Annotated in this window: 10 protein-coding genes; 5 read left to right on the top strand and 5 right to left on the bottom strand. The window is 68.7% G+C overall.

All coding sequences use genetic code 11. From position 1 onward, the window contains the following. Window positions 1-121 precede the first annotated feature (121 nt). Window positions 122-1,327 (top strand): ABC transporter permease, encoded by a 1,206-nt coding sequence (locus RCO27_RS05910; protein ID WP_309001703.1) that lies wholly within the window; start codon window positions 122-124, stop codon window positions 1,325-1,327. Between the two features lie 92 nt (window positions 1,328-1,419). On the opposite strand, the gene RCO27_RS05905 is transcribed toward RCO27_RS05910, so the two are convergent. The 4 genes from RCO27_RS05905 to RCO27_RS05890 all read right to left on the bottom strand — a co-directional run bounded on the left by RCO27_RS05905 (window position 1,420) and on the right by RCO27_RS05890 (window position 7,793). Beyond that, entirely contained in the window at window positions 1,420-2,868 is a 1,449-nt protein-coding gene (locus tag RCO27_RS05905) for an efflux transporter outer membrane subunit (protein ID WP_309001702.1), read from the bottom strand. A gap of 13 nt (window positions 2,869-2,881) precedes the next feature. Beyond that, on the bottom strand, window positions 2,882-6,055 hold the full coding sequence (locus RCO27_RS05900; RefSeq protein WP_309001701.1) for a multidrug efflux RND transporter permease subunit: 3,174 nt from the start codon (window positions 6,053-6,055) through the stop codon (window positions 2,882-2,884). Window positions 6,056-6,121: 66 nt separating this feature from the next. After that, a complete protein-coding gene (locus RCO27_RS05895) occupies window positions 6,122-7,411 on the bottom strand; it encodes an efflux RND transporter periplasmic adaptor subunit (protein ID WP_309001700.1) in 1,290 nt (429 codons plus the stop codon). A 13-nt stretch (window positions 7,412-7,424) separates the two neighbouring features. Continuing rightward, window positions 7,425-7,793 carry a hypothetical protein gene (locus RCO27_RS05890; RefSeq protein ID WP_309001699.1) on the bottom strand — a complete coding sequence of 123 codons (369 nt, stop codon included), beginning with the start codon at window positions 7,791-7,793 and terminating at the stop codon, window positions 7,425-7,427. A 123-nt stretch (window positions 7,794-7,916) separates the two neighbouring features. Here RCO27_RS05890 and RCO27_RS05885 point away from each other — a divergent pair, with 123 nt between their 5' ends. From RCO27_RS05885 to RCO27_RS05870, 4 genes are all read left to right on the top strand, one after another. Continuing rightward, window positions 7,917-8,570 (top strand): TetR/AcrR family transcriptional regulator, encoded by a 654-nt coding sequence (locus tag RCO27_RS05885; RefSeq protein ID WP_309001698.1) that lies wholly within the window; start codon window positions 7,917-7,919, stop codon window positions 8,568-8,570. Between the two features lie 78 nt (window positions 8,571-8,648). Then, entirely contained in the window at window positions 8,649-11,165 is a 2,517-nt protein-coding gene (locus RCO27_RS05880) for a PBP1A family penicillin-binding protein (RefSeq protein WP_309001697.1), read from the top strand. 106 nt (window positions 11,166-11,271) lie between these two features. Next, complete coding sequence (gene prfB, locus RCO27_RS05875; RefSeq protein WP_309001696.1) at window positions 11,272-12,399, top strand: peptide chain release factor 2; 1,128 nt, start codon at window positions 11,272-11,274, stop codon at window positions 12,397-12,399. Window position 12,400: 1 nt separating this feature from the next. Next, window positions 12,401-13,087, top strand: coding sequence for a methyltransferase domain-containing protein (locus tag RCO27_RS05870; protein ID WP_309001695.1), 687 nt, complete (start codon window positions 12,401-12,403; stop codon window positions 13,085-13,087). A 9-nt stretch (window positions 13,088-13,096) separates the two neighbouring features. On the opposite strand, the gene RCO27_RS05865 is transcribed toward RCO27_RS05870, so the two are convergent. Beyond that, window positions 13,097-13,948, bottom strand: a complete 852-nt coding sequence (locus tag RCO27_RS05865) for an N-acetylmuramoyl-L-alanine amidase (RefSeq protein ID WP_374990356.1) — start codon at window positions 13,946-13,948, stop codon at window positions 13,097-13,099. Window positions 13,949-14,204: the final 256 nt, after the last annotated feature.

Here is a 14,204-nt window from a genome sequence, read left to right as displayed (position 1 = left end):
AGAGAAGGGCAGGGCTTCGACAATGGCCGGGTGCGAATGTCCCCCGGACATCCGCAGCCAAGCCGGGGGCTTGGCGACCCGACCATCAGCCCGAACGGGTTCGGAATGGGATTGGCCTGACATGTTCTTCACCACCATCCTGCTCGCGGTGCGCGAGATCCGGCGGCACCTGCTGCGCTCCTTCCTGACCACGCTCGGCATCGTCATCGGCGTTGCCGCGGTGGTGACGATGGTCACCCTGGGCAATGGCGCGACCGAAGCGGTGGCGCAGCAGATTTCCAGCCTTGGCGCCAACATCCTCCAGATCCGTCCCGGTCAGGGCTTTGGCCGCGGTGGCGGCGGGCCGCAACCGCCCGATTTCGAGATGGCGGACGTGGAGGCGATCGCCGAGCAGATCCCGGGGGTGCGCGCCGTCGCGCCGCAGGCCCAGAGTTCGGGCCTCGCCGTCTACAATGCCGCCAACTGGCAGACGACGATCAACGGCACCACCAGCCAGTTCTTCACCGCCCAGCAATGGGCGCTGAGCGAGGGGCGGATCTGGAATGACGCCGAAGAGCAGGCTGGCAAGGCGGTGTGCGTCATCGGCCACACGGTGCAGCAGAACCTGTTCCGGGACGTCGATCCGATCGGCAAGCGTTTCCGCCTGCGCGACCTCTCCTGCGAGGTGATCGGCACGCTCGCCGCGCGCGGGCAGGGCGGCTTCCAGGACCAGGACGATGTCGTGCTGATGCCGATCAAGGCGGTGCAGCGGCGCTTCACCGGCAATCGCGACATCCGCTTCATCATGGTCGCGGTCGACGACGCCTATGACACGACTTCGGTCCAGTCCTCGATCCAGTCGCTGCTGCGCGAGCGGCGCCGTATCACGCGCGGGCAGGACGATAATTTCAACATCTTCGACACCCGCCAGATCGCCGATACGCTGCAGGGGACGACGCGCATCCTCACCATGGTGATGGGCGCGGTCGCGGCGGTGAGCCTGATCGTCGGCGGCATCGGCATCATGAACATCATGCTGGTCTCGGTGACCGAGCGGACGCGCGAGATCGGCATCCGCCTCGCCATCGGCGCGGTGGCGAGCGAGGTCCTGATGCAGTTCCTGGTCGAGGCGGTGGTGCTCGCCTGCCTGGGCGGCCTGATCGGCCTGGTCCTCGCCCTCATCGCGACCGTGATTGTCGCGCCGCTCATCCAGGTGCCGTTCCTGTTCGACCCGCAGATCAACCTGGTCGCGTTCAGCGTCTCGGCGCTGATCGGGATCGTGTTCGGCTACTTCCCGGCCCGACGCGCGGCCGCGCTCAACCCGATCGACGCATTGAGGCACGAGTAACCATACTCGTCATTGCGAGGAGCTTAGCGACGAAGCAATCCAACGGGCCTCTGAAGCCGCACTGGATTGCTTCGCTTCGCTCGCAATGACGGCTAATTTTGTGCAGGCGACCTCACGTTCGCCTCCGCCGTCACCACCTCGCGCTGCCAGCCGCCGCCGAGCGCCCGGAACAGGTCGATCTGCGCGCTGGTGATGCGCGCCTCGGACTGGACCAGCACCGCCTCCGCCTCCGCCAGCGTGCGCTCGGCGTCGAGCACCTCGAGCGAGTTGGCGCGGCCGGCACGCAGGCGTGCGCGCTCGATCTCGGCGGCGCGCTGGGCGGCATTGCGGGCGTCGGCGAGGGCGACGCGGCGGTCGAGCTCGTGGCGGTAGGCGGAGAGCGCCGTCTCGGTCTCCTGCAGCGCGCGCAGCACCGTCCCGTCGAAATTCGCCAGAGCCCCTTCCGCCGAGGCCTCGGCGGCGCGGATGCGGGCGCGAATCGCCTCCTGGTTGGGGAAGGACCAGCTGATCAGCGGTCCCAAGAGGAAGCGGAACGGCCCGCCGGTGAAGAGGTCGCCGAGCGACGGGCCGGTCGCCCCGACCGAGCCGCCAAGCGTGATGCGGGGATAGAGGTCCGCGGTCGCGACGCCGACCCGCGCCGTCTCGGCGGCGAGCCGCCGCTCGGCCTCGCGCACGTCCGGACGGCGGGCGAGCAGGGTCGCGCCGTCGCCGACGGGGATCGCCTGATCGAGCTGCACGATGGTCCGGCGCGCGCCCGCCGAGGGGGGGAGTTCGGCGGGCGCGCGGCCGGTGAGCGTGGCGAGGCGAAACAATGCCCCGTCCCGCTCGGCCCGAAGCGGAGGCAGCTCGGCACGCTGTTGGTCGCGTAGGGACGTCACGCGAACAACGTCCAGCCGCGTGCCGAGACCCGCTTCGAAGCGTCGGGTGGTGACTCGCAATGTCTGATCGATGAGGGCGAGGCTGCGCTCGGCAACCTCCAACCGCTCGCCTGCCGCGGCGGCATCGGTATAGGCGCGCACCGTATCGGCGACGACCGCGACCTGGACGGCGCGGCGCAGCGCGTCGACCGCTTCCGCGTCGGCACGGGCGGCCTCGATCGTGCGGCTCACCCGGCCGAACAGGTCGACCTCGTAGGAGATGTCGAGGCCGGCGTCGAAGCTCCAGTCCTCGCGGTCGATATTGGCCGGCACCTGGTTTTCGGGCAGGCGGCCGTAGGTTGCGCCGGCGCCGATGCCGGTCTGCGGCAGCCGCCCGGCGCGGCTCTCGCGCAGCAGCGCGCGGGCGCGCCGCAGGTTGGCGGTGGCGACGCGCAGATCGGTGTTCGCCCGGAAGGCGTCCTCGATCAGGCTGTCGAGGACGGGATCCTGATAGAGCCGCCACCAATCCTCGCGGATCTCCTGCGCGGTGAAGACCGGCCGGTCGGCGCCGATGAAGGCGCCGGCCGCTGCACTCGGCGTGACAGGCGCGGCATGGTCCGGCCCGACCGTGCAGGCGGCAAGCGCGAGCAGGCTGGCAAGAAGCGGAACGCGGAAACGTGACATTGTCAGAAACTCCTCACTCGGCCGGCTGCAGGACGGGCGCCGGCTCCGGGTCCCGGCGGCGCCAGGGGAGCCGGTCGGCCAGCGTGCGGCAGGCGACGTAGAAGGTCGGCGTGAAGACGAGGCCGAAGAAGGTCACGCCGATCATGCCGAAGAAGACGGCGGTGCCGAGGGCCTGGCGGTGCTCCGCGCCCGCGCCGGTCGCGGTGACCAGCGGCAGCACGCCCAGGATGAAGGCGAAGCTGGTCATCAGGATCGGGCGAAGCCGGATCCGCGCGGCCTCGATCGCCGCGTCGATCGGGCCGAGGCCGCGATCTTCCGCCTGCTTGGCGAACTCGACGATCAGGATCGCGTTCTTGGCGGCGAGGCCGATCAGCACGATGAGGCCGATCTGGGTCAGGATGTTGTTGTCCATGCCCCGGAGGTTGACGCCCGCCATCGCGGCGAGCAGCGTCATCGGCACGATCAGGATCACCGACAGCGGCAGCATCAGGCTCTCGAACTGGGCGGCGAGCACCAGGAAGACGAACACCACCGCCATGCCGAAGGCGATCGCGGCGACATTGCCGGCGGCCTTCTGCTGGAAGGCGATGTCGGTCCATTCGCCGCGGAAACCCTGCGGCAGATCGGCCGCGAGCCGCTCCATCGCCGCCACGGACTGGCCGCTGGAATAGCCCGGCGCCGTCTCGCCATCGACCTCGATCGCACGGAAGAGGTTGTAGCGGGTGACGCGATAGGGGCCGGTCCGGTCCTCGAAGTTCGCGACCGCGCCGATCGGCACCATCCGGCCGGAATTGGAGCGGGTCTCGAGCTGGCGGATGTCGGCGAGATCGTCGCGGAACCGGGTGTCGGCCTGGGCGGTCACCCGGAAGGTGCGGCCCAGCAGGTTGAAGTCGTTCACATAGGCCGAGCCCAGATAGACCTGCAGCGCCTCGAACACGCGGGCCGGGGGCACGCCGAGCATGTCGGCCTTCACCCGGTCGATGTCGGCATAGATGCGTGGCGTCGCGGTGTTGAACAGGGTGTAGATCTGGGTGAGGCCCGGCGTCTGGTTGGCGGCGCCGATCAGGCCGCCCGCGGCCTGCTCCAGCTCGTGCGGGCTCTGGCCGGCGAGGCCCTGGACCATCATCCGGTAGCCCGAGCCGTTGCCGATGCCCTGGATGACCGGCGGGCCGATCACCAGCACCATCGCCTCGTCGATGTCGGCGACCGCGGCGCGCATGTCGGCGATGATCGCCTGCTCGGTGCGGCCGTTGCCGGCGCGCTCCTCATAGGGATCGAAGGTGACGTAGGCCGCGCCGGCGTTCGACGCCTGGGTCTGCGAGGCGCCGTCGAAGCCGGCGAACATCACCGCCTCGTTGATGCCGGGCACTTCCCTCAGCCGCGCGCTCACCTCGCGCAGCACCCGATCGGTCCGATCGATCGCCGATCCGGGCGGGAGCTGGACGACGGCCAGCGCATAATTCTGGTCCTGCGGCGGAATGAAGCCGGTCGGGGTCGACCAGAACAGCACGCCGGTGGCGATGATCAGGCCGGCATAGGCGGCGAGCGTCCGCTTCGGGCGGGCCAGCAGCACGCGGGTCACCCGGCCGTACCAGGCGCTCAGCGCCTCGAAGCCGCGGTTGAACCGCTCGGCGCCGGCATGGATGAGCCGCCGCCAGCCGCGGGTCGGCACTGCGGTGCTCTTGGGCCGCAGCAGCAGGGCGGCGAGCGCCGGCGACAGGGTGAGCGAGAGCAGCAGCGAGATCAGGGTCGCGGCCGAAATCGTCACCGCGAACTGGCGGTAGAATTCGCCGGAGATGCCGGTCAGGAACATGGTCGGCACGAACACGGCGCAGAGCACCAACACGATCGCGACCAGCGCGACCGACACCTCGTCCATCGACCGGAACGCCGCCTCACGCGGGGTGAGGCCATGCTCCAGGTTCCGCTCGACATTCTCGACGACGACGATCGCGTCGTCGACGACGATGCCGATCGCCAGCACCATGCCGAACAGCGACAGGGTGTTGAGCGAATAGCCGAGGCCGGCGAGCACCGCGAAGGTGCCGATCAGCGACACGGGAATCGCGACGATCGGGATGATCGCGGCGCGCCAGCTCTGCAGGAAGACGAGGATCACGATCACGACCAGCGCGATTGCCTCGATCACCGTCATCCTGACCGCGCTGATCGAGTCGCTGATGAACTGGGTCGGGTTCCAGATGACGCGATAGTCGAGGCCGCGTGGGAAGCTCGCCCTGGCCGCCTCCAACTCGTCGAGCACGCCCTGCATCGCGGCGAGCGCGTTGGTGCCCGGCCGCTGGGTGATGCCCATGATGATCGAATCCTGGCCGGAGAGATAGGCGTTGACGCCGTAATCCTCCGCGCCGAGCTCGACCCGGGCGACGTCGGAAAGACGCGTCACCCGCCCGTCCGGGCTGGTCTTGATGACGATACGCGCGAACTCCTCGGGCTGGTCGAAGCGGCCCTGGGTCTCGACGTTGAGCTGATAGGCGCCGCCGCTGTCATAAGGCGGCTGGTTGATCGTGCCGGCGGCGACCTGGACGTTCTGGGCGCGCAGCGCCTGGACGATCTCGCCGGCGGTGAGGCCGAGCTGGGAGGCGCGGGTCGGATCGATCCACACCCGCATCGCATAGTCGCGGCCGCCGAAGATCTGGACGTCGCCGATGCCGTCGACGCGGGTCAGCCGGTCGCGGATCTGGGTCAGCGTGTAGTTGGAGACATAGGCGCGATCGAGCGAGTTGTCGGGCGACAGCACGTTGACCGCCATCAGCCAGGACGGCGAGGTCTTGCGCACGACGACGCCCTGGCGCCGGACTTCCTCGGGGAGGCGCGGCGTGGCGAGCGCGACGCGGTTCTGGACCAGCACCTGCGCGGTATCGAGATCGGTGCCGAGGCGGAAAGTGACGGTGATGGTGAGCCGCCCGTCGCCGGTCGACTGGCTCGACATGTAGAGCATGTCGTCGACGCCGTTGATCTCCTGCTCGATCGGCGCTGCGACGGTGTCGGCGACGGTCTCCGCCGAGGCACCCGGATAGGTGGCGCTGACCGTCACGGTCGGCGGCACCACGTCCGGATATTGCGAGATCGGCAGGGTGAAATAGGCGAAGGCGCCGACGATCGTGATCACGATCGCGATGACCGCGGCAAAGATCGGCCGCCGGATGAAGATGTGGCTGAGGCGCATCGTTCTGTCTTTCGTTGCGGCCGCCTCTCCCGGGGTGGGGCGGAAGGGAGAGGCGGCCGCTAGGGGTTAGTTGGCAAGCGTCGCCTGTGAGGCGGCGGGCGCCAGATCGGGCGTGGCCGCGGCCTGGGCGGCCTGCTGCGCCGGGGCCTGGACCCGGGTCATGCGGATGTTCACGCGGGCGCCGGGCTGGGCCATCTGCACGCCCTCGACCACCACCCGGTCGCTGGGCCTGAGGCCCGAGCGGATAGTGCGCAGCGTGCCGATGCGGGCGCCGATCTGGACCGGGCGGGCCTCGACGGTGCCGTTGGCGGCGACCACCAGCACGATCTTGCGCGCCTGATCGGTCATCACCGCGGCGTCGGGGACGAGCAGCGCCGGCCGTTCCCCGCCGGAGGCGAGGCGCATGTTGCCGAACATGCCGGGGGCGAGGAAGCCGTTCGGGTTGGCGATCACCGCGCGGCCGCGCATCGTGCCGGAATCGGCGGCGATTGCATTGTCGGTGAAGTCGACCCGGCCACGCCAGTTATAGTCGGCCTCGTCCTGCAGGCGGATCTCGACCTCCTGTGCGCCGCTGCCATTGGCGTCGCGGTTGCGCAGCGAGCGCAGGTACAGCGCCTCCGATCCGTCGAACACGAAATGGATCGGATCCAGCGACATGACGGTGGTCAGCATCGACTCGTTGGCAACGACGAGATTGCCCGGGTGGACGCGGCGGTCCGAAATGCGCCCGGTCAGCGGCGCGCGGATGCGGGTGAAGTCGAGGTCGAGCGCGCGCTGCTGGACGACCGCGTCGGCCGCGGCGACCTGGGCCTGGGCCGAGGCGACGGCGGCGCGGCGGGTATCGACCTCCTCGCGCGACACCGCCTCGTCGTCGGTGAGCGCCGAGGCGCGGGCGAACTCGCTCTGCGCCAGCGTGAGCGCGGTGCGCGCCGCCTGGGCGCGGGCGCGAGCCTCGTTCAATGCGGCGAGGAACGGCCGCTGATCGATGGTGAAGAGCAGCTGGCCGGCACGCACCGTCTCGCCGTCGCGGAAATGGACGGACTGGAGCTGGCCGGAGACGCGCGGCCTGATCTCGACCGACTGCACCGCCTCGAACCGGCCGGAATAATCGTCCCATTCGACGACGTTGCGCTGGATCGGCTGGGCGACGGTGACGGTCGGGGTCGGCGGCGCATCGGCCTTGGCCTCGTTGCCGCCGAAGACCTGCAGCCCGACATAGGCGAGCAGGGCGGCGACGAGGATCGCGGCGATCCCGCCGACGCGCGGCGATCGGCGCCAGAAGGGCAGGGCGACGGCCGCGTCCGCCGGCGGATCGATCGGCGTGCTCCGCTGGTCCTGGGGAGAAGAGAGATACATGGGGCTGGCTCCGTCAACGGGCGGAAAGGGGAAGGGCGCGGCGCAGCAGCGTCACCGCCTGAAAGGTGGAGAAACCGGCGGCGAGGAAGCGCTCGGTCTCGGCGACCGGCGGCCGTCCGCCGGTCTGCCTCGCAAGCAGGGCGAAGCGGCGCAGTGCCTCGAGCCGGGAATTGGCGAGCGGTGTCGCGACACGGAATCCGAACCAGCGCGCGAGGAACCGCCCCAGCCGGTTGGGCTGAAGCAGCCGACGCTCGGCTTCGATGACGGCGAGCGCGATGACCTGAAGCTCGGATGATTCGAATGGAGCTTGGTTTTCGTCCCCCGAACGCGACTCGATGTCCAGCGCGGGCACGAACGGCTCCGCGAAATCGCGGTATGCCATGGCTTTCCTCCTTGAATTCAGTACATACCGCATCACATAAATGTAACAGACCGGTACGTCTCTTGCGTGTTACGTACCGTTCAGTTACATTTAGTCAAGAGCCATTCAGGAAAATTTTTTGCAATGCGGCAGAAAAAGCAGGTTTCAGAGGCGGAAGAGGGTTGCTGTGAACCCAAGAAGAATGCGGCGACTCGCATCTTCGAGACCGCCCAGCAGCTGTTCTACCAGCGCGGCATCCGCGCGGTCGGGGTGGACGAGATCGTCTGCACGGCCGGCGTGACCAAGCCGAGCCTCTATCGTAGTTTCGCGTCGAAGGACGATCTCGTCGCGGCCTGCCTCGAATCCTATGCCGAGGAAGGCAAGGACGCGCTGATGGTGCGGATCGCGCGGGCCGGCGGGCAGCCGCTCGACGAGCTGCGTGCGATCATCGGCCATTATGCCGACGAGATGAGCGAGCCGGGTTTCCGCGGCTGTCCGATGTCCAACACCGCCGTCGAGTTCCCCGAGGAGGACAATCCCGGCCGCGCGATTGCGGAAAGCTGCAAGGCGGAGCTGCGCGAGCTGATCGTCGGCATCACCCGCCGGCTCGACATCGACGATCCCGAGGGCCTGGGCGACGGCCTGCTGCTCCTGATCGAGGGCGCCTACAGCGCCCACCAGATTTTCGGCTCGCAGGGGCCGAGCCATACCTTCATCAAATCGGCCGAGCGCCTGATCGGCGCTTACGTGGGGCAAGGCGCTCGCCCGGCGGATCTCGCCCGGCAAAAGACGGGCTGATCGCCGCCGATCCTCTGGTCGGGCGAATGCGACCGGTCGTGCTTCACGCGTCCCGCCCGTTCCGCTACATCCCCACCAATGAATGCCGATCTTTCGAGTGAGCGTATCACCCTGACCCGCAGTGCCGGTCGGTTCGGCCGTTTCGGCGAAGCGGTCTCTTCCGCATGGCGAAAGCGCTGGGTGAAGGTGCTCGCGGTGCTGCTGGCGCTGCCGATCCTCGGCTATTTCGCGCTCTGGGCGATCTTCGCGCGCGACCTGCCGTCGGCCGAATCGCTGCTCAACTACGAGCCGGCCCTGCCCACCTATGTGCGCGACGTGAGCGGCCAGCCGGTCCAGACCTTTGCGCGCGAGCGGCGCGTGCAGCTCACCTATGAGGAATATCCGCAGCAGCTCATCGATGCCTTCACCTCGGCGGAAGACCGCACCTTCTTCAGCCATCCGGGCGTGGACATCCCCGGGATCATCACCGCGATGTTCACCAATCTCACCAGCGACGGCCGGCCGGTCGGCGCCTCGACGATCACACAGCAAGTCGCCAAGAATCTGCTGCTGACCAACGAGGTGACCTACACCCGCAAGATTCGCGAACTCTTTCTTGCGCGCCGCATCGAATCGACGCTGACAAAGGAACAGATCCTCGAACTTTATCTGAACCAGATTTTCCTGGGTCGGAACGCTTATGGCGTGCAGGCGGCGGCACGGGCCTATTTCAACAAGGACGTCGACGAACTCACACTACCTGAAGTGGCCTATCTGGCCGTGCTGCCCAAGGCACCGAGCAACTATGATCCCGTCCGGCATCCCGAGCGCGCGGTGGAACGACGCAATTGGGTGCTGGGCGAAATGGCCCGCAACGGTCGGATCACCGCGGCCCAGCGCGACGCGGCGATGCGCGAGCCGTTGGGCACGGTGCGCGGTGGCCAGGAGGCAGTGAGCAATGTCGGCGGCTATTTCATGGAGGAGATCCGCCGCCAGCTGATCGAGCGGTTCGGCGCCACCGCCGATCCGGAGCATCCGAACAGCGTCTATGCCGGCGGCCTGTGGGTGCGCAGCTCCTACGACCCCCGGATGCAGCAGGCGGCCGAGGAGGCGCTGCGCGACGGCCTCGTCCGCTACGAGCGCGGCCGCGGCTGGCGCGATCCGGGCCTCAGCGTCGACCTGTCGGGCGACTGGCGTTCGCAGCTTGCCGCAGCGCAGTTCGGCGCCGGATATCCCAACTGGCGTGCCGCGGTGGTCCTGTCCAAGTCCGGCGACAGCGCCGAGATCGGCTTCGCCGACGGCCGGACCGGAACGCTGCCCGCCAATCTTGCCTCGATGCCGCGGCGCGGTACCGGCGAGCCGGCGTTCAGCGCGCTTCGCCCCGGCGCCATCGTCGCGGTCGAGCAGGAGGGCAGTGCCTGGGCGTTGCGCTCGATCCCCGAAATCTCCGGCGCCATCGTTGCCGAAGAGGTCGGCACCGGCCGCGTGCTCGCCATGCAGGGCGGCTTCGATTCGCGACTCAGCGACTTCAACCGCGCCACTCAGGCGCAGCGGCAGCCCGGCTCGACCTTCAAGCCGATCGTCTATGCCGCCGCGCTCGACGGCGGTATGACGCCTGCCTCGATCATCATCGACGGCCCGTTCTGCGTGAACCAGGGCCGGCCGGGCCAATATTGTTTCCGTAACTTCTCGGGCGGCTATGCCGGTCCGCAGACGATGCGCTGGGGCCTCGAACAGTCGCGCAACCTGATGACGGTGCGCGCCGCCAACCAGGTCGGCATGGACCGGGTGATCCGCACCTCCCGCCAGCTCGGCGTCGGCGATTATTCGCGCACGCCCTATCTGCCGATCTCGCTCGGCGCCGGCGACACCACGGCGCTCAGGCTCACCAACGCCTATGCGATCCTCGCCAATCAGGGCCGGGCGGTGACGCCGACCGTGATCGACTATGTCCAGGACCGTCGCGGCCAGGTGATCTGGCGGGCCGATACGCGGCCCTGCGAAGGCTGCAACGCGGCCGACTGGAACGGCCGGCCGATGCCGCGTCCGCCCCTTCGCACCCGCCAGGTGATCGACGCGATGACCGCCTATCAGGTCGTCCACATGCTCGAAGGCGTCGTCCAGCGGGGCACCGCGACGATCCTGCGCGATCTCGATCGGCCGCTGTTCGGCAAGACCGGCACCACCTCCGGCCCGACCAACGTCTGGTTCGTCGGCGGTTCGCAGCAGGTCGTCGCCGGCGTCTATATGGGTTTCGATCGGCCGCGGCCGATGGGCGGCTATGCCCAGGGCGGCACGCTCGCCGCGCCGATCTTCCGTCAGTTCGCGAGGCAAGCCTTCGAGGGCATGCCGGTGATCCCCTTCCGTGCGCCGCAGGGCATCCGCATGGTGCCGATCGATCGGCGCAGCGGCCGGCGCGCCTTCGGCCTGTGGCCCGGCACCGATCCGCGCGCGGCCGTGATCTGGGAGGCCTTCAAGCCGGAAAGCGAGCCGCGGCGCACCGCGACACGCGAGGACATCGACCGCGGCGCCCGTCGCGAAGCCGCCCGCCAGAACGCGGTCCGCACCGACCGCCGCGACAGCGACTTCTTGCAAAGTCAGGGCGGGATTTACTAGGTCGCAATTCAGGTTGCGACCGTGTCTCCGCGAAAGCGGGGATCCAGTCATGAAGAAACGCCTGGGCTCCCGCCGTCGCGTGAGCACAGTCAACTGAGGATTCAATATGCGCGCCGAAGCGCAAGCGTCCATCGACCAGATCAACTCCGCCCTCGACCTGCTGCGCCGTTTCCTCGACTGGGATCGGGCGCTGAAGCGGCTCGACGAGCTCAATGCGCGCGTCGAGGACCCCACCCTCTGGGACGATGCGAAAGGGGCGCAGGAGGTCATGCGCGAGCGCCGGCGCCTCGACGAGGCGATCGGCGCGACGCGGGCGATCGAGCGTGAGCTGACGGATACGGTCGAGCTGATCGAGATGGCCGAGGCCGAGGGCGACGAGGCGCTCGTCAATGACGGCGTCACTGCGCTCGCCGAATTGGCCGAGCGGGCGGAGCGCGACAAGGTGGCCGCGCTCCTCGCCGGCGAGGCCGACGCCAACGACACCTATATCGAGATCAACGCCGGCGCCGGCGGCACCGAGAGCCAGGACTGGGCCGAGATGCTGCAGCGCATGTACACGCGCTGGGCCGAGCGCCACCGGATGAAGGTCGAGCTGGTCGACTATCATGCCGGCGAGCAGGCGGGGATCAAGTCGGCGACGCTGATGGTCAGGGGCGAGAATGCCTATGGCTACGCCAAGACCGAGAGCGGCGTGCACCGGCTGGTGCGGATCAGCCCCTACGATTCCAACGCCCGGCGCCACACCAGCTTCTCGAGCGTCTGGGTCTATCCGGTGGTCGACGACGACATCGACATCGACATCAACGAGGGCGATCTCAAGATCGATACCTACCGCGCGTCGGGCGCGGGCGGGCAGCATGTGAACACGACCGATTCGGCGGTGCGCATCACCCATCTGCCGACCGGGATCATCGTCGCCTGCCAGAACCAGCGCAGCCAGCACAAGAACCGCGCCGAGGCGATGAAGCAATTGAAGGCCCGGATTTACGAGGCCGAGCTGCAGAAGCGCGAGGCGGAGGCGAGCGCCCAGCACGCCGCCAAGACCGACATCGGCTGGGGCCACCAGATCCGCTCCTACGTCCTCCAGCCCTATCAGCTGGTGAAGGACCTCAGGACCGGCGTCACCTCGACCGCGCCGGGCGACGTTCTCGACGGCGATCTCGACCGGTTCATGGCCGCTGCGCTCTCGCAGCGCGTCACCGGCGAGAAGGTCGAGGTGGAGGATGTCGACTAGGATGCGTGGCGCGGCCGCCTTCCTCGTCCTCGCGCTGCTCGGCGGCTGCCGCCAGCAGGAGGAGAAGGCGACCTTTCCCGCGCCGCAGCGTCCGGTCGCGCCGATCACCTCGTCGGCCTATCGCGACGAGGATGCCCGCGACAGCGTCGGCGAGTTCGAGACGGTGACGCGCCTCGCCGAGGTCCGCCCCGGCATGTCGATCGCCGACATCGGCGCGGGCGAAGGCTATTACACCGTCCGCCTCTCGCCGATGGTCGGCCGCCAAGGGCGGGTGCTCGCCGAGGACATCGTGCCGGAGACGATCCGGGCGCTCGGCCAGCGCGTCCAGAACGAGCGGCTCGACAATGTCGCGCTGAAGCTCGGGCAGCCCAACGATCCGCAGCTCCCCGACCGTTCGTTCGACCGGATCCTGATGATCCACATGTATCACGAGATCGCACAGCCCTTCGAATTCCTCTGGCATCTGCGGGACGATCTCAAGAACGGCGGCAGCATCGTCGTCGTCGACGCCGACCGCTCGACCGACCGCCACGGCACCCCGCCGCGCCTGCTCGTCTGCGAGTTCAACGCGGTCGGCTACGAGCTGAAGCGGTTCGAGCGTCTGCCGGACAGCGAATCCTATTTCGCCTGGTTCGAGGCCCAGGGACCGCGGCCGGAGCCCGGAGCGATCCCGTCCTGCGCCACCTGAATCTTCCGTTTATCCCGTCCGCAGGAACCTTCGTGCGAAATGAGCCTCGATCGCGCGGCGCATGCCGTCGGCGATCTGGCTGCGGCCTTCCCCGGATTGGAGATAGGCGGCGTCGCGCGCGTTGGTGAGATAGCCGGCTTCGAACAGGATCGACGGGATGTCGGGCGCCTTCAATACGATGAAGGCGGCGAAACGGTGCCAATTGGGCCGAAACGGGAAGACCGGCCCGGCCTCGCGGTAGAGCAGGCGGGCGAATTCGGCCGAGCGATCCATGCTCTCGCGCTGTGCGAGGTCGATCAGGATCAGGTTGACATTGGGATCGGCGCTGAGCCGTGCGCCGGGGATCAGGCCGGCCGCATTCTCCTGGGCGGCGAGCTGGGCCGCCTCACGGTCGGAGGCGACCTCGGAGAGCGTGTAGATGGTGGCGCCATGCGCCTGGTCGTTCGACGGCGCGGCATCGGCGTGAATCGAGATGAAGAGATCGGCCCCGAGCCGGCGGGCAATGCCGTAGCGATCCTCCAGCACCAGGAATTGGTCATCGGACCGGGTCAGGGCGACGCGCACGCGGCCCGTCTCGGCGAGCGCGTCGCGGATCGCGACCGCCAGCGCAAGGGTCACGTCCTTCTCGGGCCGGGTGCTGAACTCGGAAGCGGCGCCCGGATCGCGTCCGCCGTGACCGGCGTCGATCACCACCAAGGGGGCGTCAGGGCTGCGGGCGCGCGTCACCGCCGGCAGCGGGTCGCCCGCATCCGCGGCTTCCTGTGCCGGCGCGAGCGCGATGGTGACGCCGCGCCCCGCCGCATTGCCGCCGCCGCCCGTCAGCGGCAGGATTGCGGCAACCAGCGTCAGTAACCATGTCATGCTTCTGTCTTGCCGCCTCTGACCCCTCGGGGCCAGATGAAAAACGGGCCGGACCGGTTGCCGCCCGCCCCGGGGGGTGCTAGCAGCCTGTCATCGCGCCGAAACAGTCGGATATCCTGGCCAGGCGGCGCGACGGAAGTTTGCCGGCGCCCTGCCGGCCATCAAGGTTGACGCTGCATGTGGCATGTTTCCTCCAGCTCGATGCGCCGCCCTGCGGGCGGCCGCATGGCTGAAGGCACGCGCGGCCCGGCATATA

The sequence above is a fragment of the Sphingosinicella sp. LHD-64 genome, assembly GCF_031157375.1.
Taxonomy (GTDB): Bacteria; Pseudomonadota; Alphaproteobacteria; order Sphingomonadales; family Sphingomonadaceae; genus Allosphingosinicella.
The sequence above is the reverse complement of the archived record's forward strand: the minus strand, read 5'-3'. Positions and strand labels throughout refer to the sequence as shown.

Coding starts and splice junctions, on each gene's coding strand:
- RCO27_RS05910 (WP_309001703.1), top strand. CDS start 122: ATGTTCTTCACCACCATCCTGCTCGCGGTGCGCGAGATCCGGCGGCAC.
- RCO27_RS05905 (WP_309001702.1), bottom strand. CDS start 2,868: ATGTCACGTTTCCGCGTTCCGCTTCTTGCCAGCCTGCTCGCGCTTGCC.
- RCO27_RS05900 (WP_309001701.1), bottom strand. CDS start 6,055: ATGCGCCTCAGCCACATCTTCATCCGGCGGCCGATCTTTGCCGCGGTC.
- RCO27_RS05895 (WP_309001700.1), bottom strand. CDS start 7,411: ATGTATCTCTCTTCTCCCCAGGACCAGCGGAGCACGCCGATCGATCCG.
- RCO27_RS05890 (WP_309001699.1), bottom strand. CDS start 7,793: ATGGCATACCGCGATTTCGCGGAGCCGTTCGTGCCCGCGCTGGACATC.
- RCO27_RS05885 (WP_309001698.1), top strand. CDS start 7,917: ATGCGGCAGAAAAAGCAGGTTTCAGAGGCGGAAGAGGGTTGCTGTGAA.
- RCO27_RS05880 (WP_309001697.1), top strand. CDS start 8,649: ATGAATGCCGATCTTTCGAGTGAGCGTATCACCCTGACCCGCAGTGCC.
- prfB (WP_309001696.1), top strand. CDS start 11,272: ATGCGCGCCGAAGCGCAAGCGTCCATCGACCAGATCAACTCCGCCCTC.
- RCO27_RS05870 (WP_309001695.1), top strand. CDS start 12,401: ATGCGTGGCGCGGCCGCCTTCCTCGTCCTCGCGCTGCTCGGCGGCTGC.
- RCO27_RS05865 (WP_374990356.1), bottom strand. CDS start 13,948: ATGACATGGTTACTGACGCTGGTTGCCGCAATCCTGCCGCTGACGGGC.